The organism is Mycobacterium sp. NGS49 (assembly GCF_059812565.1).
Genome location: NZ_JCALCX010000002.1, coordinates 70,285 through 96,230, shown reverse-complemented (window position 1 = coordinate 96,230; position 25,946 = coordinate 70,285). Strand labels below are relative to the sequence as shown.

Genomic DNA, 25,946 nt, shown 5'->3' with positions numbered 1-25,946 from the left:
TTATTGGAAACGATTTTCATATACTAATTTGCACCCGGGGACATCGTCTGTCAACTCCTGCATCAAGTCCGCGGTTAGCATCACGCTGCTCATTGCGACGGCAGGTCATCGGTGTGGGCTTCGGTATGCCCTGCCTCTTGGTGACCCGTGAACTGCGTTGGCCCTCCGCCACGTTCGCTACCCCAGGTGTGGGGCAGCATCGGCGCGGTCGGCTTGTTGCCGAAGTCATCGGTGAGAGCGGTCAACCCTTCGGGGCGAAGGTCGTGGCCGCTGATTGCCGTCCCGGAAAATCCCATCGAACCCGCGCCTCGCTGGGAGGCGGCTATAGCGCTGGGGGGACTGTCCCCGGACACGTCCAGTCCAGCGCTGAGGTCGATGAATTCGTCGGCGTTGTCTCTCATCACCGTTCGCCGTCGGCGTCGCGCCCGCTGCTGTGCCGCTGCCTCCGCCGGGGCCGCGGCTGCCGCGGCGATGTCGGCCGACGGTGCCGAGGCCTTGCCACGGTCGATCAGCGTCGGACCTTCTCCTTCGTCCGGTCCGCTGAATACGAGGTAGTCGAAAAGGGTCATCCCGGTCGACGGTGCCGATGCGGGAGCTGGCGCGGGTGTCGATCCGGGTGCCGACCCGGCTGCCGACGCCGTCGCCGGTGACGCTGGCGCCGGCGCTGCAATCCCCGACCCGTATACGAGTTGCGGCCGCGCGCTGGCCACCTGTGTTGGCACATTTTCGCCGCCGACGATGGGCTCAAGGCTGGGCCGCTTTAGGGCCGCCAGACCGCCGAGACCGCCAAGGCCGCCAAGACCAGCCAGCGGTAGGAACGGAGTAGCCAATAGTGCCGCGGGCGCGAAGAACACGGTATCGAAAGCTACCTCGTAGGGCAGTGCCACCAGCACCAGATAACCAAGCGTCGCCAGAGACGGGTTTTCCAAGAAGGCTTCTATCGCCTCAAGGACAGAGGGCGGGACCTTGACACCAAATATGGCGTTGATGATTTCCTCGACGATCTTTTCCCAGTCGGCGAGAATGTTGAAAGGATTGAACCCGGCGGCGGCTGCTGGGTTTTCGGCTCGCAGCACTGGCGGGGCCGGTGGCGTGCTGGGTACCGCCGTTAGGGCCTCGGCAGATAACGCTTGATAGACCGTCATGGTGGTGGCGGCCTGTATCCACATCCGCACATAGTCGGCCTCGTTGACTGCGATCGGAATGGTGTTGATTCCAAAGAAGTTCGTGGCTACCAGCGCCGCGTGGATGGCATGGTTTGCTGCCAGCTCACCCAGGGTGGGCATGGCGGCCAGCGCGGCGGTGTAAGTGCTGGCCTGGGTCTCGTGCTGGGCGGCTGTGGCGGCAGCATTGGCCGCCGCCTGCAGCAGCCATGCCGCAAAGGGCGCGTTGGCAGCCGCATACGACTCCGCGGTGGGGCCCTCCCAGGCTGCGGACAGCACCTCTGTCACCACAGCTGATAGTTCTTCGGCCACTTCGGCGTAGGTGACGCTCAAGGACGTCCACGCCGCCGCGGCCGCCAGTAGCGGACCAGGCCCGGGGCCACTGCTCAGCAATGCCGAATGAAGCTCGGGTGGGAGCGCCATCCAAACCGGCGCGGTCACCGCCGACGGGCAGCGATCAGTTGCCAATCGCCGGTTGCCCGCACCGGCTCACCCGCTACGACCACAAACGACACATCCAAGTCTGTTCGGCTCTCTGAGCCTGTACCCCGGCGCCGTTCATCCAGTCGCTCATCGGTCGCTAACCTCGTTGCTCGTTAAGGTAAAACACATGGACAGAATTGCACTTTCGACTAGTTCGGGGTTTGCTTGGCGACAAGTTGCCACCTCATCCGAGGCATCCCTGGATTCGTCACCTCGGAGACCAGTATTGGAAACGATTTTCATATAGTAATTTGCACCCAGGGACACCGCCTGTCAACTTCTGCGTCAGGGTCTGCAGGCAGTTCCCAGGTTGTGACAGTTGACCGAAGGCCGGTCGCTATTGGGGTTTGAACCTGTCGTAACTGCCTTGTCGGGGCATTGCCTGGGCAGCTCGCTACACGACGGGTGCGATGGAGGATGAGCGTGCAACGACGAAGGGGATTATCAACGCCTGGACGGCCGCCCTCGATTCTCAAGTCAGCCTGGGTGGCACTGACTGCCTGCGCCATGTTGTCGGCGGTCAGTTCCCTGGCCGGGATGGCGCCGCTGATTGCGGTCGTGGAGGTGACTAGACGTCTGCTGGCGGGCGACACCAATGTCTGGCCCGTCGTCGTCGTAGCCGTCATCGCTCTCGCCGTAAAGCAATTGGGTGTGCTGTCCGCCGGGGTGATGACGCATCTGGCCGACATTCAGGTATCGTTTCGCGTCCGCCGCGAACTTCTGGTCAAACTGAGCAGACTGCCTCTGAGCTGGTTCAGCGAACGCAACTCCGGCATCGTCAAAAAGGCCGTCGAAGATGACGTCGCGGCTCTGCACCGGCTTGTCGCACATTCCATCGTCGAAATCAGCGCAGCGGCGGTACCGCCGCTGGCAGCGATCGTCTACCTCTGGGTTCTGGACTGGCGGATGGCACTGGCGACCATGCTCCCGGTGTTCGCGGGGATCATCGCTTACCAACGTGCGATGGCCGGCGCGGGAACTAAGTATCCGGAGTTCATGGACTGGCTGGTCCGGCTGAACAGTGCCGCAGTGGAATTCGTGAACGGCATCGGTGTGGTGAAGGCGTTCGGCACCCCCGGCACCGCGAGTCGCCGATTTCAAGATGTGTCGCGTGCTTTTGCGCACTTCTTCTACGACTGGGCCAAGTCCACGAGCGTCGCCGGCGTCATCGCCGAGATCTTGCTATCGCCCCCGAGCATTCTCTTGGTCGTCGCGACCGCGGGCGGGATCCTGACGGTCAATGGCGAGCTGCCGCGCGAGAATTTCGTCGCATTCCTGGTTTTCGGTACCGTCATCACGGCTGGGTGGATGACCCTGCTCATGTCCGTCCACCCGCTGGTCACGGCGCTGCAGGTGTACCGCGGGATCAGTGATTTGCTGGGCACCCCCGAGCTTCCGACGCCCGATGATCCCGTGGAACTGAACCCGCACGCCGCTGGGCCGGTGGTGCGGATGCGTGGCGTACGGGTCACCTACGGTGACACGGTCGCGCTCGACGGGATCGACCTGCGCCTCGAACGTGGCACCATCACCGCGTTGGTTGGCCCGTCGGGTGCCGGCAAGTCCACCTTGGCCAAATTGCTGCCCCGGTTCAACGACCCGTGCGATGGTGCGATCGAGCTGTATGGAGTCGACCTGCGCAGCATCGACCCCGCGCAGCTGTACCAGCACGTCGCCTTCGTCTTCCAGGACTCGCACCTGTTGTCGGCGATGAGCATTCGTGACAACATCCGCCTCGGTCGCCCCGATGCTGACGACGCGGCGGTACGCGATGCCGCCGCAAAAGCCCAGATTCTGGCCAGGCTCGACACGCTTCTGCGGGGGCTGGACTCGGTGGTGGGAGAAGACGCGGCGCTGTCGGCCGGTGAACGACAGCGCGTGTGCATCGCTCGTGCGATTCTGGCCGACCGGCCGATTCTGGTTCTCGACGAGGCCACCGCCAGCGCTGACCCGGAAAACGAGGCCCGAATTCAGGAGGCGCTCAGCGAAGTTGCGCGAGGGCGAACCGTGCTGGTGATCGCCCACCGGCTCAACACGATCCGGGGAGCCGATGCCATCGTCGTGCTCGACGGCGGGCGGGTGGCCGAATCCGGCACACATGCAGAACTGCTGGCGCACAACGGGATTTATGCGCAGCTGTGGGAGCGGGAACGTAGTGCCGAACGCGGCGTCGCCGAGCGACTGAAACTGGGCCGATGACGATCATCATCCGTTACCTGCTCGATCTGCTCGACGCCCGCGGGCGACGTCAGCTGCGCACGATGCTGGCATTGCAGGCCGCCCAGGGCGTTTTGCAGGGGCTCGGCTTCCTGTTCGTCGTTGCTCTCATCGAGGTTGTCTTCGACCGGCCTGCCCACCAGGACCAGTTGTGGCGCTGCATCGCGGTGATCACCCTGACGGTCGCTGTCCATCACGGACTGCTGGCGTGGAGCACCTCGCTCGGTTACGTGGTCGGCACTGGAGTGCTGACCGGGTTCCACACCCGAATCGGAAACCATCTGGCCACCTTGCCGATCGGCTGGTTCGGCGCCGATCGCACCGGGCCGGTGGGACGGCTCGTCGCCAAAGACGCGGTCGACGTCGCGGACTTTCCCGCGCATCTGCTCCGCCACGTGATCGTCGGTGTCACCGCGCCGGTAACCCTGATCGTCGGCAGCTATGTCCTCGACTGGCGGATCGGTGCCGCCCTTACTCTCGGTGCCGTGCTCTGCGCGCTCTCGCTGCGGATGTACATGGGCATCGTGGCGCGCAATGACGGCCAGTACGAGCACGACATCGGTGCCACCGCTTCGCGGATCGTGGAATACGCGCGCCTGCAGCCGACCTTGCGCGCCTACGGTGTCCTGAACCGTCGGGAGCTCGGGACGTTGGAGGAATCCCTTACCCGCCAACAGCATTCGCAGTCCCGCCTGACCGTCCGCGGTGCGTGGGGTCTGATCGCATGCTTCGGCACCATGCAGTTGGTCGTGACGATGATCATCGCGCTCTCGGTCGCCTTGACGCTGCGCGGCGAGTTGGCGTTGCCGACGATGATCGGATTGCTGATCATCACGCTGCGGATGATCGATCCGCTGGCGCAACTCGGCGACCTTTCCGGCCATGTCCAGGTCACCGCCGATGCGATCGTGCGGGTGCGTGAGCTGTTGGCCGTGCCGGCACTCGCCGAACCCAATGGTGACGTCGCGCCTGCGGGCGCTGACATCGAGCTGAGCGGAGTCCGTTTCGGCTACCGGACGGACGAAGTCGTGATCAAGGGCATCGATGCCACTATCCCCAGTGGCAGCCTCACCGCGATCGTGGGCCCGTCGGGTTCCGGGAAGACGACGATGCTGCGGCTGATCAGCCGATTCTTCGACGTCGACGACGGCAGCATCATGCTCGGCGGCCGCGATTTGCGTGAACTGGGGACCAGTAGGGTCGCGCGGATGACCGCGCAGGTTTTCGACGACGCGTATCTCTTCGATGGCAGCATCGCCGACAACTTGCGGATGGCCAACGCTGACGCAGCCGACTCCGACCTGCGTCGGGTGGCTGCGATCGCGCGCCTTGACGAGGTGATCGACCGATTGCCTGATGGTTGGGAAACTCGGGTCGGCGAAGGGGGATCGGCCCTCTCCGGCGGGGAAAGGCAGCGGGTGGCCATAGCCCGCGCGCTGCTCAAGGACGCGCCGGTGGTGTTGTTGGACGAGGCAACTGCCGCACTCGACGCCGTCAACGAGGCCGCAGTGGCCGACGCGATCTACGAGCTGGCCCGTGATCGCACTGTTGTTGTTGTCGCACATCGTCTTTCGACCGTCATGGACGCCGACCAGATCCTGATTATGGAGAATGGACGGATCACCGCGCGGGGGCGACACGACGAATTGCTCGGCGCCGGTGGAACATACACCCGCTTCTGGGAGGAACGCCTGCGCGCGCAGGGCTGGCAGCTCCGGCCTGAACCGATCGCCGCTTCCGACGCGACCTAGCCGTGTGCGACGAGCGCTTACCAGAGGTAGTGGCTGTGCCGGAACGCGTCGACGACGAGGGCGACCCCGCCAACCACACACATCGCGCGCACCAAACGTGGCCCATATCGCGTAATTACGCGGATCACCGTGCGTTGCACGCGTTGCGCTCGTGGAGTGCGCCTGGCCGCCAGCACGAGCAACAGCAAGGGCGGAAAGAGCTCGATAGCGCAGTAGGCGAGCACAAGCAGCGGCCAGAACCACGGTCTCGGGTGGTGCGTACTGAGCATCGCCATCGCGCCCAGATAGACCACATCGGTTGCCGCCTGGCCGAATCCCAGCGCCGAACCGGCGCACGCGAGCAGCCACGGGCGTTGTCGCGCCGCAGTAAAGGCCGATTGGGGTGAGGATCTTCGGGCCGCGGCGGGATAGCACGCGAAGCAGATCACCAGGGCGCCGACAATCAACTCGCTCCAATAACGCAGCGCCGGAGTCAGTTCGAATGACGAGACCGTGATCATTACGTCAACCCCGAGCACCACCGCGACGCCGAGAGCGGCGGTCGCCGCAAAGAGGCCGGCGACGAAACTCAGCCCGCCAGGAAATGGAGAACGACGATGCAGTCGGCTGTCGTAGACGATCGCCGAGGTGGCGCCGAGGTTGAGGACGTTGAGCGATTCGACAAGCGCCAACCCGGACAGCGTCATCACGAGGGCAAACATCAGCTGACCCGGAGTGACAAGCCCGGAGGGGCGGAAATCACGACGTTGTCGGGAGTCTGAACAAGTTGAACTTGTAGGTGTTGACCATCGACGGCGCCAGTCGCGCCAGCAGCGGCATACCGTAGCGGCGTTGGGGCGGCCACGTTTTGGCGATCTCGGGTTGCGGCTTGGCCAGAGTCCGGGTGTCGATAAGCTGCGGGCCCCAGCCCTCGATCTCCCTAGGATCGTCGCACACCCACCGAAGCCGAGCGCTCACCTGCGCCAGTGAGCGATTGCGATCCTGCTTGTCCACCATCCGCCGGCCTGCGGTGTCAAAGGCTATCAACGAGCCCGGGAATCGTTGACCGAGTTGAGTGAGGACGCGGCGTACTTCCTCGCCGCTGAGATAGATCAGCACGGCTTCGCACAGGAACAAATAGGGACCCGGAGACGCTGCCACCGTGTCGAACCAATCGGTGTCGAGCACGGAACCGGCGAGCATCTTGCAGCGCTCGCTATCACTGAAAAAGTGGCGGCGCAGCTCGATCGCGTCGGGCAGGTCCAGGTCGAACCAGTGGACCTGTCCGTTGTCCAGGCGGTCGAACCGCGTGTTGAGTCCGGTGCCGAGTTCGACGACGGTCCCCGCGGGATGCTCGCGCAAGAACTGCGCTCCCCAGCCGTCGAAGATCGACGATCGAGACACCGATCCGGACAACGACGAGCCGCCGAACTTGGTGAAGTCGTAGTCGATGGCATCGACAAGTTCGCGTGCGCGGCGATCGGCAAGTACCGATCGCCGCGCCGCCGCGTCACAAGCTCGCGCATAGAGCGGAATCAGCAACGTCTCCTGAACATCGCCCAGTTTGGGCGCCATCCCGCTCATCAAGCCACCTTCCGTGAATGCGTTCGGTCTCACTTCGTCCGAGTCGACCTACCCGCCGCCCGCAACTGCCGGCCGGCCCAAACGAGTTAAGCACCAGCCACACCCACGATCGGCCTGGCCGGACAACGTTCGGCGGCATACCACCAAGAAGGTCCGCCCAACAGCGTCCGAGCTAGTCTTCCACTGGTGGCGGCAGCAGGCTGCCGCCCAATGCATTCCCGAAAAGGTCTATCAGACCCGCTACGGCGCCGATCGGACCCACCGGTGCCGGGGCGATATTGAAGTTGCCGGTCAGTTGAGTGGGGCCGACGAATTCATCACTTGAATAGACGAAGTCCAGACCCAAGGAATTCAGGAACGAGCCGCCGACGCCGTAATATGTATCCCCGCCGGGACCGTACACCACCTGCCCGGGGCTGAACAGCCCGCCGAAGCCGAGGCTGCCGCCGGTGAGTGTCTGTACACCGTCCGAGCCGGCACTGACGAAACCGTTGAATAGTGGTGCCAGGGGGGATATGTCGAGGTTGGCGCCGTTGAAGAAGGCGTTGCCCACCGTGGCGGGCGTGCCAACCAACCGAGCGAGGGCGCCCGCCGGATTACCACCGGTGAGATCGCCGAAGATAGCCCCAGCCTCGTTGAATAGTGCCACGCCGGGACTGACGAATGGCCCCGCGAAGCCCATGAGCACCCCGGACAACGGTGACGAGGCTAAATCAACAACCGCCTTCAACACCGCGGTATCCGGACCTGGATTGAAATCGCTGCCGATGCCGACGAGGTTTTCATAAATCTGGTTGTGGGCATTATTGACCGGAATTGAAGGCTGGCTGGTGTCCGACGGGTTGAACTGGGTGACACCGCCGAGGGTGTGTTGCACCATATTCCACCCGAGATCAGTGGGTGAGCCGATCACTGCCACGGACTGCACCGCGGTCTGCAGGTTGCCCAGAGCCGCTACGGGATCAGTAGCAAGCAAGCTGAACCAAGTCGAGGCGCCGCGGGCCAGCGTGTTCAGGGACTGCCCGGTGGCGGCGAAGACCGTCTGGGCATTGGTGGCTGTGGTCGAGGCGAGCGCTTGGTAGGGGTGAGCGACCATGGCGCCGAGGCCATTCAAGTCCAGGGCCAGTGCCGCAGCGGGTGCACCGGTTGTAGCCCCCTGGAGGGGGCCGAAGCTCCGGCCGACAGCGCCGAGGACGTCTCCACCAAGTGCACGGGCCGGGGCGCTCAGCTCGCCGAGCAGAGTCTGCTGGACGTTGGCGACCTCGGCGCTGACGTAGGCCCCGGCGCTCGCATTCACCAGATTGACGAACTGACCGTGAAACGCCTGTGCTTGGGCGCTGACAGCCTGAAATTGCTGGCCGAAGTTACCGAACATCGAAGCGATCGCCGCCGATACTTCGTCCTGGGCCGCAGCAAGGATCCCCGTGGTAGGGCCCGACACGGTCGCAGAGGCCTCGGTCAGCGATGAACCGATACCAGCCAGATCCTGGGCCGCGCTCTGCACCACTTCGGGCGCTGCGACGACAAATGCCATTCCGCACTCTCCTCGACTCTTCGGGACGGTGGCCCGCCGGCCGACCGTAGGTTCCACAGGGGTCTCAAAGGTCGTCACGCATGGATGCCGGGACCGGTCAGCGCCGTTGCCGTGGTCCGTCAGGGCTTGCCACTGTGCTGCTGGGCAGCGTTAGGGTCGAGCCCTGTTGCACATCGTTTGCAGGAGCGTCCTTGTTGAACATGATTTTCATGTTATAAATTGCCTCTAGAGCTTAGGTTTGTCAAACCTTGCCGAGCTGTGTCGGAAGATTCGTCAGGGGGGGTCTCAGTGCCATGGCGACAGAACCGCCTGCCTTGACCAGCGCTGGGGGAGGGGGCGGAATCCGCCAGGACCGGAGCAATATAGGGGTCGCGTCCGCGGCGACTGGGATGGCGACGCCCGAAACCGAAAGGCCTCAGTTCGTGCACAACCGGCTACACGCGCCGATCGGCGGTGTCCGCATCAACGAGGTGATCGCGGACTGGGTCCAGCGACGCCCTGAGGCGATTGCCCTGCGCATGGTTCAGACAGACAGCACGGACGTGTGGTCTTATCGGCGGCTGTGGGAACGGGTGAGCCAGATCCGCGACGGCGCGTTCGCCGACCTGCCGCGCGGTTCGCGATTGGTCATGGCACAGGCCGGCGATGGCGACTATGTCGCCGGATTCCTCGCCGCACTCGAGGCCGGACTCATACCGGTGCCGCTGTATCTGCCCGGTGTCGACGCGCCCGAACGGTTTCTGCGCCGAGCTCACCACATCTTGCAGGACTGCGAGCCGGCCGCCGTCTACACCAGCGCCGAACTCGTCGATGTGATCGGACGTGATCCCGCCTTGGGTGGTCTTGCCCTGCGCACGCCGGACTCCGGGGCTCCGGACGCGCAACGGCCGGCGGCCGGTCCTGCGCCGCCCGTCGGGCACATCGCGTTCCTGCAGTACACATCGGGCTCCACGGGGGAACCGAAAGGCATTGTCAACACCCATGAGTCGGTCATGTACCAACGCGTGTGCGGTGATGCGATGTGGAACCGCAATGAGGACATCCACACCGTCAGTTGGCTGCCGCTCTATCACGACATGGGCATCTTCTGGGGCGTGATGCTGGCGCTGACGACCGGCGGCAGTGCCACGCTCATCCCGCCATTCGATTTCGTGCGCAACCCGCGAATCTGGCTGGAAACAGTCGATCGCGTGCGCGGGAACTGGATCGCCGGGCCGGACTTCGCTTACCGACTCTGCATCGATGCGTTCGACGACGCGGCGGTGGCCGCTCTGGATCTCTCCTGCCTGCACCTGGCCACCAATGGAGCAGAGCCGGTGCGCCCGACCACGTTGAGCGGGTTCGTGGAGAAATTTCGATCGGCCGGTCTGCGAGACGACGTTCTGGTGCCACAATACGGTCTGGCCGAGGCCGGCCTCGGCGTCGCGGGAACCCTCAAGCCGCGCCGGTGGGTGCAGGCAAGCTTCGATTCCGAGCAGCTCAATCGTGGCCGCGCGGTAGAGGTTTCGTCGTCGGCGGAGGCACGGCGCACCCGGACGCTGGTCAGTTGTGGCGACAGCACGCTGGGATGGGACGTGCGGATCGTCGATCCCGAGCGCCGTACGGTCGTCCCCGACGGCGAGGTGGGCGAGATCTGGGTAGGAGGCAGAGGACTTCCGGACGGTTACTGGCGTCGGCCCGAGGCGACGGCCGAGATTTTCGGAGCCACCACCTCAGACGGCGCGGGCCCTTATTTGCGAACCGGAGATGCGGGCTTCTTCAGCAGCGGTGAGCTTTACATCTGCGGTCGTTATCGCGATCTGATCATCGTGGGCGGCGGCAACTACTTTCCCAACGACATCGAGTCGACGGTCGAAGAAGCGCGTTGCGGAGTGGACAGCGGCGGCGCCTGCGCCGTCCAGCCCGAGGCATCAGAGGGCTGGTGGCTGATCGCGGAAACCGCGGATCCTGCCGAAGATCTGGGCGATATCAGTCGGGTGCTGCGGCGGCGGATTCTGTCGGCGCATCAGACCGCGCCGGAACGCATCATCTGGGTCCGTCCGCGCGTGCTTCCCAGAACGACGTCCGGGAAAATCAGGCGTCGCAAGGCTCTGGGGATGCTCGAGTCCGGACGATTCGATGTCGTCTATGAGGCATCGATCGCGTCTGGTCCGTCGCACGCGCGGCCGCCGGCGACCGAGCTGGCAGCGTGCGTTGCGGCCCTGCTGGGCGTTCATGTGCATGACCTCGACAGCGACACTGATCTGATCGCACTGGGCCTGACATCGGTGATGACCGCTCAGGTTGTCGAATGGGCCCTCACGCGGTCACGGCATCTGGACTTCGGTCACCTGTATGCCGAACCGACACTGCGCCACTGGCAGCAGCTCTTCGATGCCGCTCCGACTAGCCAGTCGCCCGTCCCGCGCGATATTGCGACCGACACCTTCGCAACCACACCGCTGCAGCGCGCCTACTGGATCGGCCGCAGCACCGAGCAACCGCTGGGCGGCGTGGGCTGTCAAACCTACTTCGAACTGACCGGAGCCGCGATCGACCCGGGGCGTCTCAACGCGGCGCTCGACGCGCTGGTACGTCGACATCCGATGTTGCACAGCACGTTTCCCGACCCTGATCGCGGTCACATCGCCCCGGAGAAACTGCATGCTCCGGTGCCGGTGCACGATCTGACCCGCGGTGCCCACACCGAGCACAGACTTCACCTCGACGAGGTGCGCACCAGGCTGCGCACGCACCACTTCGACATCGAGCGGGGTGACACGTGGCGTGTCGAACTCACCCGCTTACCTGATGGTTGTGTCCTGCACTTCGCGATCAACCTGATCATCGCCGACCTGACCAGTATCGGGATTTTTCTGAGCGACCTGGCCGCGCTCTACCGGGGCGACGAATTGCCTCCATTGCCAACACACTTAGGCGAACGGGGCAGCGCAGTCCAGTCCGTTTCGGCGCTGCTGACAACCTCGGTCGAACCACTACCCGAATGTCCGCAGCTGCCGTGGACCGAAGAGCGCGAGATCGCATTCCTGCGCCGGCAACACACGCTGAGTACCAGCGCGATGGTGCGGCTGGACGAATGCTGCCGGGCGCACGGCGTCACCCGTGCCGCGGTATTTCTGGCCGCCTACTCGTTGGTGCTGCGCCACTGGAGCGGCGCCGAGGATTTTCTGGTCAATGTCACCACGTTCGGACGCCCGCCCGGTATCCCCGATATAATCGGTGATTTCACCCGAACGCATCTCTACCGATGTGTGCTGCGGGAACCGACTGCCGTTGCCGACTGGGTCCACGGCGCACAGCAGGGACTGCGTGCCGCGCTGACTGCACCCGAATCCACCGAGCTACTCGCGGCGCAGTTGAAAGCCGGCACCGGACACAGTGGTATAGCGCCGGTGGTGTTCACCTATGCGGGAGAAACCACGGTCCTGCCGCCACGGGATGTCGAGACTCTCGGTGCCGTCGGTCAGGTGTCCTCGATGACTCCGCAGGTGCTCATCGACAATCAGGTGGGCGTCGTAGCCGACAGTCTCGTCGTGTCCTGGGATTACCGCGCGGGCTGCTTTCCGACCGGCGTCTTGGCGGACATGTTCGACGCCTACGTCGGCCTTCTGGAAGGGCTCGGCAGCCACGACTGGTCGACCCCGGCGGTCATCGGGCTACCGCAGCATTCTCGACTGGTGCGTCAGCGGCGCAATGCCACGACCGCGGCGCGGCCGGCGGGTTTGCTTTTCGACGCGTTTCGCGAACAGGCGCACAGTGAGCCGTCCAAAGTCGCGTTACGTTGGGCGGCAGGCGAATTCGAAGATGGTGTCTACCGCGACCCGATCGCCGAACTGTACTCGCAGTTGTCCTACGGGGCGCTCGACGATCACGCCCGTCGCGTTGCTGGAGTGCTTATGCAACGGCACGCCCCGGGTTCGATCGTCGGGATACAGCTGCCCAAGGGGCCAGCCCAGGTCGTGGCCGCACTCGGCGTGTTGATGGCGGGCTGCAGCTACCTCCCGGTCGGAGTCGATCAGCCTGCTGATCGGTTCGCCAGAATCTGCAACAGCTCCGGAATGTCGGGGCTGATTCGCTCGAAAGAGACGCAGTACAGCAGTGTTTCCGCGGGGCCGTTGCTTCATGACCTCGAGTCGATGATCGAGTGTGTTGCGATGGAGCCGATTCGCGTCGACCCCGACGACACCGCCTATGTGATCTACACATCCGGCTCCACCGGTGAACCCAAAGGGGTGCTGGTGTCGCACGCGGCGGCATTGAACACCATCGTGGACATCAACCGCCGCAACGGGATCAGCGCGACCGACGTAGTACTTGCAGTATCTGCAATGGATTTCGACCTCAGCGTCTATGACATGTTCGGCCCGCTCAGCTGCGGTGCAAGTCTGTTGACCATCTCCGAACAATCCCGCCGCAACGCATTCCACTGGAACGCGTTGGTCAACGAGTTCATGGTCACGGTGTGGAATTCGGTCCCGGCGCTGCTGGACATGCTGTTGATCGCCGCGGGTGGAGGCCGCGACGTGCTGCCGAGCCTGAGGTCGGTGTTTGTCTCCGGTGACTGGATTCCGCTGGATATGCCGAAGCGGCTGCATCACGCCGCGCCTCGGGCCCGCCTGGTCGCTATGGGTGGTGCTACCGAGGCCGCGATCTGGTCGAACGAGTTCGTCCTACCGCCCGGTGCCGACCTCGATCCCGAATGGGTGTCGGTGCCCTACGGATACCCGCTGTGCAACCAGATGTTTCGAGTCGTCGATGACGATGGTCACGACCGTCCCGACTATGTGGCGGGCGAGTTGTGGATAGGCGGGGCAGGCGTCGCGAAGGGATATCACAACGCCCCGGATTTGACCGCCGAGCGATTCTCATATGACGAGAACGGAATCCGCTGGTATCACACCGGTGATCTGGGCTGTTACTGGCACGACGGAACCTTGCAGTTCCTGGGCCGGATCGATTCACAGGTCAAAATTGGTGGCCACCGGGTGGAATGCGGTGAGATCGAGCACGTGCTGCGTGAGCATCCGGTGGTGGAGAACGCTGCAGTGGTCCCGATTTACGGCAACACGGCGCTGGGAGCCTTCCTGGTCTGCCATCGCGGTGTCGCGGGATTCACCGATACAGCGGCGGGCGAGCTGAAGGATTACCTGGCAGAACGGCTGCCGCACTACATGATTCCGCGAGTGATCATGCCCTGCATAGAGTTGCCGCTCACGCAGAACGGCAAGCTTGATCGCGGACGGGTGACCACGGAAGTGGAGGCGTTCGGACGCTCGGCGAGGGACGGACAGTCCGCCACCGCGCTCAATGCGGTCGAACGGTTGGTCGCCGAAGTGTGGTCTTCGGTACTGGGCAGCGCCATCACGAGCGGGGACGACAACTTCTTCGCCCATGGCGGTGACAGCCTGCGAGCGACGCAGGTAGCCGCCGAGCTTAAGACCAGGGGAGTGATCGGAGCCGACGTCGGGCAACTTCTCGGACACCAGACCCTGCGTGAATTCAGCTCGGTCTGCCTCGTCGGTGCGCGACCACATGACCACGAGACCGGTCTTGGTCCCAGGCAGGGGGACGGAGCCTTCCCGCTCACTCGGCTGCAGCAAGCGTACGTGCTCGGCAGTGCCGGGTTACACGGAACATCGCGTGCACCAACATTTTTCTCGATCGTTCTGGCGGCCGATCAACTCGGAGGCCGTGTCGACCTGGACCGCTTCGGCGCCGTGGTCAGCGACTGTGTCGCGGAATTCGACGTGTTGCGCTGCGCGCTGGACGATGACACCGATCAGCGAGTGCACGGTGAGGCGCCACCGGTGGTGGTGAACATCGTCGCCGGCGCGGATCCGCAGGCCTTGATGCAGCATATGGCCGCCGCGGAGTTCGATCCGCGAGCAGTCCCGGTCGTCCAGTGTTTCGCGCTGTCCGGCTCGTCGCGGTATGTCGGCCTGCTGATCAACTACCTGAGCCTGGACGCCCGCAGCCTGGCGACGGTCCTCGCGATCATCATCGCCGACTACCAGCAGACCCCGCGGCTTCGCCAAGTCGATGGAACGGCAGACGTTTTCGCGCGCTTTGCCGCCGAAAGCCACGGCGGCGACCGGGGGGACAGCCAGGATTACAGCGTGCCGGCCCCGACGCTGCCGGTGGCGGCCCACCCGGCCGGCCCCCCGACCCGGGTGATCTTCGAGCGGTCGAGCTTCTCTCTGGGGCCCAATGAGGCGAGAGCACTGCGCGATCGCGCAGCGGAACTACGGGTGACACCGACCGCCTTGGTTTTCGAGGCCTTCACCGATGCGCTCTCCTCAATAGGTGCCGGGGAGCGATTCGCGGTCGTGGTTCCCAAGACCCACCGCCCGGCCTACGCACCCGTTGAGCGTGAAGTGCTGGGCAACTTCACCCGACTGGCGCTGTGCGAGGTTGACTACGGTGAGGTTGCGCCGGGCTCGCCGGACGCGGTCACCACCGCTCAGGCCGAACTGTGGCGCGCGATCTCCGACGACAGTGACGCGACCGGACTGTTGGCCACGCTGCGCGCCGCCGGGTCGCCGGGCTACCCGGTCGTATTCACCAGCACGGTTGGTCTCGCCCCGTATTGGACGGCGCAACTGTCGAAGGTCAGCACTTTGACCCAGACTCCCGGAGTGTGGTTGGACTGCCAGGTCGAGGACGACAACGGCGGCATTCGGGTCAGCTGGGACACGGCCCAAGGCATCATCGACGACGAACCACTGACCGCCGCCTTCACGCGGTTCGAACAGGCGGTGTGGCGCTACGCCGGGCACACGGGCGCGGTGGTGCCCACATCCCGTGGGCGGGCCCTGCCCGAGCAGCCTCCTGACGCGGGCTGGGCGAGCGCAGTGATCGCCACGGCGGCGCGTCTCTGCGACGCCAGCCGCGTCCGTCCGGAGTACGTGCCCCTGCTCCGTCGGTGGCAGCAGCAGGGGGATGCTGCGGCGGGCGGGCCGGATCCCCAACGCGCGGCGCGCAGACTTGCCGACATCGTCACCGGGGCGGCATCGGCACGCACGCTGGTCGGGGACCCGCAGCTAGCGCCGGAAGCGATGCTGCTCGCCGAGGACCGCTTGCAGGAGGCGCTCGACGATCTTGCCGAACGGATCTTCGCCCATGCTCGCCAGGTGGGCCGTCGGCTGCGAATCGTGGAAGTGGGTTCCCGTACCGGCTTGATTTCTCAACGCGTCGCCGAGATGGTCGGCGCGGTGGTCGATGAGTATGTGTGCTTCGAACCCAATGCGGTGCTGGCGCAGATCGCCGCTGGTAGGCAGATCGACACGCCCGTGCGACACTTCGCGTCGGCTGAGCAGCTGGCGGCTGTGGAAGCCGACGTGGTGATCTGTTGTAGTTCGTTGCATCAGCTGTTGGATCCGGGGCCGGTGCTCGAGGTCCTCAGTGTGGCCGATGGCGGGTGGCTCTGGATCGCCGAGAACTGTGCGATCACCTCGGCGACCCTGGCCAGCGCCGCGGTCCTCAACCCCAATCTACTTTCGCCTGAATCGGAGTCATTGCGGGCGGCCGACCAATGGTGGCGATTCGTGGCAGAACACCATTGGCAACCGGCGCAGATGACTCAGGACGGTCCGGGTCTGACCATCATCGCCCGCCGGCAGGGCAGTGCGCGGGCCCGGCGGGCCGGACGTGCTCAGTCCGCAACGTCGGCAACGGTGCGGGTGCAATCGGTCGACGAGTCGGTGCTGGCCACGATCGCGGGTATCTGGCAGCGACACTTGAACATTCCGATGCCCACCGCTGACGACGACTTCTTCCTGCTTGGCGCCGACAGTTTGGTGGCCACCCGCGTCTATGCCGATCTGCGGGCCGCCGGCTTCACAGGGCTGGCTCTTGTCGACCTGTTCAACTATCCGGTTCTCGGTGAGTTGGTCGCACAGGCCGGCTCCCCGGATGCGGCCCGGGTCGCGCCGGTGCCGAGCACTGCGCCGGCTTTCGACGACAACGAATTTCCCCTCACCGTTGTCCAGCAGGCGTATCTGGCCGGGCGGGAGGGTGGTTTCCTGCTCAGCGGCGTTGCGGCACACTGCTATTTCGAGTTCGACGCGACCGGCCTCGATCGACCGAGGTTCGAATCGGCTGTGCGTCAACTTATCTCGTATCACCCCGGACTGCGCACCACGGTGACCGGCGGGTCCTCGGCCCGCCGCGCCGTGGTCCACCCCGTGCCCATCGAACCCGTGATCTCCGACTGTGACGACGCGCGGGCGCGGATGCGCAACCAGGTCATCGACGTGCTCACGCGACCCGGTATCGATGTCGGGATCGAGACCACCGAAGACGGCAGAACGATCGTCGGCATCAGCATGGACAACATCATGCTGGACGGCACCAGCATGATGATCGCCCTTGGGCAACTCGACTACCTCTACCGCACTGGCAGCACTGATGGACTGCCACCGTTGCGCACCTCTTTCGCGCGGTATGTGGGTAGCCACCCCGAATTGTGGCCGGGCGCTGACGAGTCGGAGCTGCCCACGCTGGCGGCCAGCCGCGACTACTGGCGCTCGCGGCTGCCATCACTGCCTCGGGCGCCGAAGCTTGCCGACGTGGGGCTGTTGTTGGATATCGACAAGCCGGTGTTCGAACGGGCAACCGCCGTTGTCGCGCAGAATGATTGGCGAAAGATCACCCAACGGTGCCGAGTCGAGCGGGTCACAGCGGCATCGTTCTTGCTGGCCAACTATGCGCGAGTGTTGGCACAGTGGGGCGGCGACACGCATTTCTGCGTCAACGTCACCCTCTTCGACCGCGATCCCGGTGTATCCGGAATCGCCGACGTGATCGGGGATTTCACCTCGTTGCTGTTGCTGGAGTGCCGTGTCGATCCGAATGCGTCGATATGGGAACAGGCCCGAAGCCTGCAGCGCCAACTGCTGACCGACCTGCCACATCGAGCCGCAGACGCGGTCTGGCTGCAGCGCGAGTTGTTGCATCACCACGGCATACCGGGACAAGCGGTATATCCGGTGGTCTTCACGAGCGGACTCGGCTTGGTGGACACGTCAAGCCGGTCATCGTTCGCATTCGGTGAGTTGGTGTACGGACTCTCGCAAACCCCGCAGACGGTGCTGGACTTCCAGATGTGGGAGCGAGCCGGCGCGCTGTCGCTGTCGTGGGACTATGTCACACAAGCGATTCCGGCAAGCGACGCCAGACGTTACCTCGACCTGATGGTCGACGGCATGGTTGCCGCCGCGACTGCGCCCACCCCCGCAGCCACGCAGCCGGACCTGGGAACTGGCGATGAGTTCTCCGATCGGGTCTTGCGAATCTGCGCCGGCGCCCTCGGCTTGCCCAGGGTTCAAGCCAGCGACAACTTCTTCCTGCTCGGCGGTGATTCGGCCACGGCTACCAGGGTGGTGGAGCAGCTCAGCCGGGAGGTGTCGGCCACGGCGACCTTGCGGCTCTTGTTCGAGCACCCGGTGCTCGGGGAATTCGCCGCCGAACTTGTGGCCGCCGCCGCGACGACTGATGCGGCCGGTGACGACGGCGTTGAAGAGGGTGTGTTATGAGTGCGGCCGAGTTGATCGCCCAGGTGCGACGCGCCGGCGTACGCCTCTGGGTGGACGGTGAGAACCTGCGCTTCCGGGCACCGCAAGGTGTCCTGGATGCGGAACTCAAAGCCCAGTTGTCCGCCATCAAAGCAGACCTCATCGCGGAGTTGACCCGCGAGGCGGAGCTGCTGCGGGCACCGGGGGACCGGTTCGAGCCATTCCCGCTCACCGATGTTCAGGCCGCATACTCACTCGGCCGCACCTCGGCATTTCGCTGGGGCGGCGTCGGCTGTCACGGCTATGCGGAGTTCGCCGTCGACTATCGCTACGCCACGCCGGTCGCGCAGGACTATCGGTCGGCCTGGCAGAAGGTAGTCGACACCCACGACATGCTGCGCTGTGTGGTGTATCCAGATGGCTACCAGGTCATCTGCCCCGACCTGCCGGATGGCCTGAAGGTCCACGAAAGCCCCGACGAGCAGCACATCGCCGGCGTGCGCGCACGTACCTCCGAGGAGCTGAGGAACCGCACCTACCCGCTCGGTGAAGGTCCGATGTATGACATCGTGGTCACCATCGGTCCGCACGACACCGTGGTGCATGTGTCGGTCGATCTGCTGATTGCCGATTTCGTCAGCATATTCATCCTCATGACGGACTTCGGGCAGTGCCTGCTCGACCCCGAGTATGTCCCGCCGCCAGTTGATTTCAGTTTTCGTGACTACCTGCTTAACCTTGCCCGGCACCGTGACTCCGTCGCCGGATCAACCCGCCGGCAACGCGACCTGGACTATTGGCACCGCCGGCTCGAGCAGCTTCCGCCGCCGATCTCACTGCCGATGCCGCCGACGGACACTGGCTCGTCGGGAACGCTCGCGCCCACTTTCACGCGGCGCTCGATGCGACTGACGGCCGAGCAATTCGCCACCTTCGCCCGCTACGCGACCGCGCACGGCGCCACGGCGAGTGTGGCGATGACGGCGGCATTCAGCACCGTGCTGGGTCGCTACGGCGACCGCGACCACTTCCTGCTGACGCTGACGACGATGACCCGGTTCCCATTCGCCGCGGCCGTGGCTCGGCTGGTCGGTGACTTCACCGGTACCAGTGCGCTGGAAGTCGATGTGCGTGGGCAGCACACCTTTAGTGAGTTGCTGCGGACGATCGGGGCGCGCCTCTTCGACGATATGGATCACGCCGCCGTCAGCGGCGTGGAGGTGGCACGCATGCTTGCCCGGAGCGACGAGAACAGGGGCGAGCACTCACCGGTGGTCCTGACCTCGACATTGGGTGCCGCTGCCCGGCAAGACGTCGGGGCTAACTCCTCTTTCCTACGGCCAATACCGGGCCACGGCCTGAGCCAGACACCCCAAGTGTTGCTGGACTGCCAGATTTTCGAGATCGACGGCGGCTGCGAGATCAACTGGGACAGCCGCGACGAGGGAATCAGCGACGAGGTACTCGACCTTGCCTTCGCCGACTTCCGTACGGTGTTGCAGACGTTGAGCGGTGATGCCGCGGCATGGGACCGTCCGGTGCTGCCGGCCGTCGCACCCGAACCCGCTGCAGTGCCAGAGCATGACGATAACGCGCTGCTTCATGCCGGTTTTCTCCGCCAAGCGGCGGAGACACCGGACGCGGTGGCTATCTGGCACGGCGATGAGGCCACCACCTATGGCCAGTTGCTGGCCGCCGCATCTGCGGTCGCCGCCGAGTTTTCGAATCTCGGCACCGGTGATTATGTCGGGATCCGCCTGCCCGAAGGGCGGCGTCAGGTGGCGGCGATCCTCGGTACCGTTCTGGTCGGCGCAGCCTATGTACCGCTCGACGTGATGTGGCCCGATCACCGGATTGCACAAATTGCCGAGCAATGTTCGCTGGCCGCACTGTGCGAGCCGGGCGGACGCATCGACGACCTGCTCGCCGATCCGGCGTGTTGGTCGCCCCGCGCCACGGCTGAGCGGCAGCGCACAGCGCCGGCGCCGGATGACACGGCATACGTGATATTCACGTCGGGTTCGACCGGAATTCCCAAGGGCGTCATGACAAGCCACCGCGCCGCGGTGAACACCCTGAACGATGTCAACGACCGCCTCGGTGTCGGTGCGACCGACTCCGTGCTCGCCGTTTCGCAGCACACCTTCGATCTGTCGGTCTACAACATCTTCGGACTGCTGGCCGTCGGCGGCGCCCTCGTGTTCGCCGCCGACGCCGGCCGCAACAATCCACAGTCCTGGCTCGAAGCGATGGCGAAACATCGCGTCACCGTCTGGAATTCGGTTCCAGCCCAGATGCAACTGCTGCTGGACCAGGCCGGTGAAGGCCAGACCTTGCCGACGCTGCGATGGATCATTTTGTCCGGAGACTGGATTCCAGTGGCCCAGCCGCAACAGATCGCCGCGCTGGCGCCCGCAGCCTCGATGCTGAGTCTCGGTGGTGCAACTGAGGCGGCCATCTGGTCGATCTGCCATCCAATGGAAGCACGCCGATATGCGCGCAGCGTCCCGTACGGCACGGCGATGCGCAATCAGAGCGTGCACGTCCTTACCCACCGCGGCGAGCCGGCTGCCAGGTGGCAGGTCGGCGAAATACATATCGGTGGGGTGGGCCTCGCGCAGGGGTATCTCGGCGACCCGCAGCGCACCGCGGCCGCATTCATCACCCATCCCGTCTCCGGTGAGCGGCTGTATCGAACCGGCGATTACGGTCGAGTTACCGACGAGGGCGTGATCGAGTTGCTCGGCCGCCGCGACAACCAGGTCAAGATTCGTGGCCACCGCATCGAATTGGCAGAAGTGGACGCGGCATTGTCCGACCTCCCCGGCGTGCACGCCGCGGTAAGCGCCGCTATCGGCGACACGCGCCATGATCGAATCCTGGCCGCGGCGGTGGTCCCCGATGCCGCCGATCCCGAAGAGCAGACCGAGCGGCGATGCAGCACAGCCGAAGTCCTGCGCGACCTCAGCAAGGCCCACCGGCACGAGACCGAGAGTCTCGAGGTTGAGCAGCTACTCGCGTTCGCCTCGGCCGCCCGTGAAGTCGCGCTGATGAGCATGTGCGCGGCGCTGGGCCTCGCGATACACCCGGGTGAACGCACCACCGTCGACGTACTGGCTCAGCGCTTGTCGCTTCCCGACCGGTTGCAGCGCCTGCTCCGCCGCTGGCTTGACGCATTGGCCGTTGACGGCCGAGTGACTTGGCATCCGGGATCACAATTGGAACTCACTGAGAGATATGAACTTTCGGATTGTGAAACACAATGGGAACGGGTGCGGGAGTTAGGTGCGGAGGTCGATTATGGCGACGACCTGCTGGCGTATGTGGGCGAATGCATCCACCATCTGCCCGGCCTCCTGGCAGGCGCCGTCGATCCTCTTCAGCTGCTCTTCCCCGAGGGCACCGTCGACACCGCAACGGCCGCCTACCGGGACAACCTGGTCAGCAGATATACCAACCAACTCGTGGTGGCCGGACTCACCGCGCGAGCCGCCCGCGCCGGCCAGGCGACTTCGCAGCGGCCACTGCGGGTCCTGGAGGTCGGTGCCGGGGTGGGCGGCACCAGCGTTGGGCTGGTCACCGCACTCGCGCCCTATCCCGTGCACTACACCTTCACCGACGTGTCGAACTTCTTCCTCTCGCGGGCCCGAAACCTGTTCGCGGAACACGACTTCATCGACTACCGAATCTTCGACATCAACCGGCAGCCTGCGGAGCAGGGTCTTGCCCCCGCCTCGTTCGACGCCATCGTCTGTGCCAACGTATTGCACAACGCGGTCAACATCGACGATGCGCTCGCTGGGTTGCACCGGCTTCTGGCACCCGGCGGGTCATTGGCTTTCATCGACGCCACGGCCGTCAACCATCCACTGATGATCTCGATGGAATTCAAAGAAGGCTTACACGGCTTTACCGATGCGCGCCTGGGCACCGACTCAGCCTTCCTCACCTACGTCCAATGGCACGAGGCCCTTGCGCGGTCACCGTTCGGCGCGGTCTACAGCTTCCCGCCGCCCGATCATCCGTTGGCACTGTTGGGCCAGCATGTGTTCTGGTGTGATTCGGCATCCCCGGCCCGCGCGCTGCGGCCGCTGGACGTGATCGAGGCTGCCCGGGGGGTCCTGCCGAGTTACATGGTCCCCCAGCAGCTGATCTCGCTGGCAACGCTGCCACTGACACCCAACGGCAAGATTGACCGAAGCGTAGTGACAGCAGAATTGGAAGCGCTCCGCTCCGCGGCCCGCGTGGGTGGCAGCGAGGCGGCTGGTGAGCCTGGTGTTCTGGACGACATGCAGTCTCGTATCGCCGAAATCTGGGCATCGGTGCTGGGGCTGGATGTGAGCCGGATCTCGCCTACCTCAGACTTTTTCGCCCTTGGCGGTGACTCGTTGTTGATGGCTCAAGCGATCGGCCGGATTCGCCGCGAGATCACCGAAGCCTCCGCTCTGGCCTGGGACGATCTGCTGCGCGCGATGGTTTCCAATCCCACGTTGGTTGCGGCGGCCGACGCAGTGTTGCGGCCTGCGCTGAAATCCCCGGCAGACCGAACCGGCCAAGCGGTCGGTGGATTGGAGTCGCCGCTGGTGTATCTCGGTGCGGGGGAGGGCTTTACCCCGGGATCCGAGATCACCATCTGTGTGCACGACGGAAGCGGTGGGCTGGCTCCCTACGACCAGCTAGCCCCGCACCTGCGGGCGGCCGGAGAGCGAGTACCGGACTTGTACGGGCTGCGCCGGGTGCCGGGTGATGGGTATTCCCAGATCCCGCCTGCGGAGTTGTTCACCACCTTGGCCGCCCGCTACAGCGAACCCATTATCGCTCTGGCACCGAAGAAGGTTCACCTGCTCGGTTACTGCATGGGAGGGTTGCTGGCGGCCGAGATCGCAAAACGTCTGGAAGAGGCCGCCATCGACGTCGGCACCGTGACTGTTGTCAGCTCCTACCGGGTGCCCATGGATGTCGAAGACGATGACATCCTCGATTACTGCTTCGCGCAGATACTGGGTGTCTCACCCGAGATACTTGGGATGCAGGTAGACGATGAAGCGGTGCGTGGGGCGTTCACCCGAGCCAGGGCGCGCTACGTCGACGTGATTCCGGCCGGAGCCTTGCGCAGTGCTGCCGAACCTGTCCTGGCGGCGAGCCTGGAGCGGAGCGTGGATGCCGGGGAACCACGGCTGAAGCTGCTGGCCGAATCGGGAGTTCTGGGGCCGGGATGGGACGTCGAGTCGCTCACCGAGCTGAGGTCGATCTTCATTCACAGCCTGCGGGCGGTGGTGCATGGAGCGGCCGAGCCCTTCCTTGGCGACATCCATTTCCTCCGGCAACGAGGCGACATCCACTTCCTGCCGACGCTGCAGGAAGACATGACTGCGTTCTGGGCCGATTACTGCCTGGGGGATCTGACGATCAGTGATATCGACGGCACCCACTTCGATTGCCTGACTGGCGAAAACGCTCAATCCGTCGCCAAAATGCTGGTGGATTGCTGGGTCGCGAACGCGTGAACGTATTGCTGTTCGGTGCCACCGGTGCCGTGGGAAGAAGCTGCCTCGACGTCCTGAGCCGACATCTGGATACGTCGCTGGTGATCGCCGGGCGGGACGAGAGGTCGCTGTGCGATGTGGCTACGGCCGCTGAGGCTTCGGGATCAGGCAAGGTGGAGGTTGCCTGTGTCGACCTGACCGATGTTGCGGCCGTCACCGCTGCGGTACCGGGCTACGACGTCGTGATCAACTGCGCAGGCCCCTCACACCGTCTAAGCGAGATGGTCGCCGGCGTGGCCATCGCTGCCGGGGTACCTTACGTCGACCCCGGTGGAGACCGAGCGCTGTCGGACCGTCTCACGGCGGCAGCGCCTGACGTTCCAGCCGTGCTGCAAGCGGGTGTTCAACCCGGCATCTCAGGAGTCTTGCTGCGTGTGCTTGCACTGCACCGAACCGATTACAACGACGGCATCACCGTATGGTGCGGTGGGCTGCAGCACCTGACGTCTGCGTCGGTGCTGGAGTACCTGGCCGCCCTTGGGGACCCGCACAGTCATCCCGGTGCAGCCTTGCGCCAAGGGATGATCCACCGGGTCGCACGCTCCGACATTCAACCTGCCCCAATGCAATACTTTTCGGATTCGGCCACCGTCCACCCCCACCTTGACGCCGAGACCATCTCTGTGGCAGCCCATCTGGGCCTCACAGAGGTGTTGTGGATGAACGTACTTGATGGTGTGCGCACCACCCGGGCGATGCAACTGCTGGCGCTCGACGATCAACGGCGTCACACCACCGACCTGAATGCTGCGCTGGCCGCGGCCAAACTGGACTTGTTCGGTCGCCGGCCCTACTTCGCGATCGTCGGCAGCGTCGGCGCAACGACCGTCGCGTTCAGCTGTCCGGACAGTTACCGCGTCACCGGTGCTGCGGCGGCGTTCGCGGCCGAACACATCGCGAACCTGCCGCCAGGCGTCCGGCCGTTCTGGAGGGTCGACGAGCCTCGCGCGGTGATGGACTATCTGACCTCGGTTGTGCCAGAGGCCGAGATAGCGTGGGTCGATGACTCGGTACTGCCGGTGATCGAGGAAGGCTCGTTGTGAGTACTCGGCGCCGCCCGCAGGCCATCGTGGTCGGAGCGACGTTCGGTGCGATCTACGCCGAGGCGCTGGCCGCGTCTGGTTCACCGGTCGAGTTGATCGGAGTGGTCTCGACCGGATCCGCGGCGTCCGCGGCGCTGGCGGATCGCCTCGGCATCGCCCTCTACACGGATCTCGATGGTCTGCCGCAGGTTGACGTGGCGTTCGTGGTGGTGCGCTCGGGCGTGGTGGGCGGCGATGGCGTCAGAATTTGTGAGCAGCTGCTGGCCCGTGGCATCCATGTGATGCAGGAACAGCCCGTGCACCCGGACGAGATGCTGTCCCTATTGCGGGTTGCCAAGAAGAATCGAGTGCTCTACGCCGTCAACGACTTCTACAGCCGCATCGCGCCGATGCGCCAATTCATCAGTGCTGCAAGGTCGCTCGACAAACTTGCGCGGATCCGTTACGTCCACGCCCGTTCTTCCATCCATGTCGCCTACCCCTTGTTCACCATCCTCGGTCATGTCGTCGGTCCCCTGACCCCTGCGCAGATCATGGTGCCCGAGCAACGTGGACCGAGCCCGTTCGTCGCCGGGCGCCTGATTCTCGGCGACGTCACCGTCGACCTGCTGGTACAGAACGAACTCTGCGCCAGCGACCCCGACAATTACGCCCGCCTGATGCACGCCATCACCGTCGGAACCGACGCCGGAGAATTGATTCTCGCCCATACCCACGGGTCGACCCGCTGGCATCGGCGCCCGCACCCACAAGCCGGGGCAGCGGATGTGCCGGTCGCCGAGTCGGTCGGCGTCGAATTCGAACCGACCGCGGCCGAGATACGAAACGAGTTGTGGCCGAACGCGGTCAGGCTGGCGGCAGCGGAGTTTGTGGATTCCGTTGATCGTTCGGCGATCATGATTTCGCAGCGGCTCCTTCGGTCGACCCGGTTGTGGTCGGACTTCACCTCGGCACTGGGTCCGGTGACGTTGATAGACCCCGAACCGGCCACACCCGTCTCAGCCGCGGAATTGAGTGTCGCGAATTAAGCGCCCCGTCTCGGACAATGCGGGCCGGCGCCGGCCACCAGACGTGCTGCGACCTGCCCGTCCGGTCCTTTGACCGCGTGGCGGGACACCCCACACGATCGCGCTG

10 protein-coding genes are annotated in these 25,946 nt (G+C 64.7%); 6 read left to right on the top strand and 4 right to left on the bottom strand.

Annotation, left to right across the window (positions count from 1 at the left end):
- Positions 1 to 89: 89 nt before the first annotated feature.
- Positions 90 to 1,604 (bottom strand): PPE family protein, encoded by a 1,515-nt coding sequence (locus AC5Y7D_RS02385; protein ID WP_499921156.1) that lies wholly within the window; start codon positions 1,602 to 1,604, stop codon positions 90 to 92.
- 528 nt (positions 1,605 to 2,132) lie between these two features.
- Here AC5Y7D_RS02385 and AC5Y7D_RS02380 point away from each other — a divergent pair.
- Together AC5Y7D_RS02380 and AC5Y7D_RS02375 are read left to right on the top strand one after the other, a co-directional pair.
- On the top strand, positions 2,133 to 3,845 hold the full coding sequence (locus AC5Y7D_RS02380; RefSeq protein WP_499921151.1) for an ABC transporter ATP-binding protein: 1,713 nt from the start codon (positions 2,133 to 2,135) through the stop codon (positions 3,843 to 3,845).
- Positions 3,842 to 5,614, top strand: coding sequence for an ABC transporter ATP-binding protein (locus AC5Y7D_RS02375; RefSeq protein WP_499921147.1), 1,773 nt, complete (start codon positions 3,842 to 3,844; stop codon positions 5,612 to 5,614). Before AC5Y7D_RS02380 ends, AC5Y7D_RS02375 begins: the two co-directional genes overlap by 4 nt.
- Positions 5,615 to 5,631: 17 nt before the next feature.
- On the opposite strand, the gene AC5Y7D_RS02370 is transcribed toward AC5Y7D_RS02375, so the two are convergent.
- The 3 genes from AC5Y7D_RS02370 to gjpA all read right to left on the bottom strand — a co-directional run bounded on the left by AC5Y7D_RS02370 (position 5,632) and on the right by gjpA (position 8,711).
- Positions 5,632 to 6,315 (bottom strand): GAP family protein, encoded by a 684-nt coding sequence (locus AC5Y7D_RS02370; RefSeq protein WP_499921145.1) that lies wholly within the window; start codon positions 6,313 to 6,315, stop codon positions 5,632 to 5,634.
- A 37-nt stretch (positions 6,316 to 6,352) separates the two neighbouring features.
- A complete protein-coding gene (locus AC5Y7D_RS02365; protein WP_499921142.1) occupies positions 6,353 to 7,177 on the bottom strand; it encodes a class I SAM-dependent methyltransferase in 825 nt (274 codons plus the stop codon).
- A 172-nt stretch (positions 7,178 to 7,349) separates the two neighbouring features.
- Entirely contained in the window at positions 7,350 to 8,711 is a 1,362-nt protein-coding gene (gene gjpA, locus AC5Y7D_RS02360; protein ID WP_499921139.1) for an outer membrane porin GjpA, read from the bottom strand.
- Between the two features lie 389 nt (positions 8,712 to 9,100).
- Here gjpA and AC5Y7D_RS02355 point away from each other — a divergent pair, with 389 nt between their 5' ends.
- Genes AC5Y7D_RS02355 through AC5Y7D_RS02340 form a run of 4 tightly spaced genes read left to right on the top strand, consistent with a single transcriptional unit; the run spans position 9,101 to position 25,840 of the window.
- Positions 9,101 to 18,244 carry an amino acid adenylation domain-containing protein gene (locus tag AC5Y7D_RS02355; protein WP_499921135.1) on the top strand — a complete coding sequence of 3,048 codons (9,144 nt, stop codon included), beginning with the start codon at positions 9,101 to 9,103 and terminating at the stop codon, positions 18,242 to 18,244.
- Positions 18,241 to 23,730 carry a non-ribosomal peptide synthetase gene (locus AC5Y7D_RS02350; protein ID WP_499921131.1) on the top strand — a complete coding sequence of 1,830 codons (5,490 nt, stop codon included), beginning with the start codon at positions 18,241 to 18,243 and terminating at the stop codon, positions 23,728 to 23,730. Before AC5Y7D_RS02355 ends, AC5Y7D_RS02350 begins: the two co-directional genes overlap by 4 nt.
- The gene (locus tag AC5Y7D_RS02345; RefSeq protein ID WP_499921125.1) at positions 23,727 to 24,812 is read left to right on the top strand and encodes a saccharopine dehydrogenase NADP-binding domain-containing protein; all 1,086 of its coding nucleotides are present in this window, start codon (positions 23,727 to 23,729) and stop codon (positions 24,810 to 24,812) included. The genes AC5Y7D_RS02350 and AC5Y7D_RS02345 overlap by 4 nt, the downstream gene beginning before the upstream one ends.
- Positions 24,809 to 25,840, top strand: a complete 1,032-nt coding sequence (locus AC5Y7D_RS02340) for a Gfo/Idh/MocA family oxidoreductase (protein ID WP_499921121.1) — start codon at positions 24,809 to 24,811, stop codon at positions 25,838 to 25,840. The genes AC5Y7D_RS02345 and AC5Y7D_RS02340 overlap by 4 nt, the downstream gene beginning before the upstream one ends.
- The last annotated feature ends 106 nt before the right edge of the window (positions 25,841 to 25,946 follow it).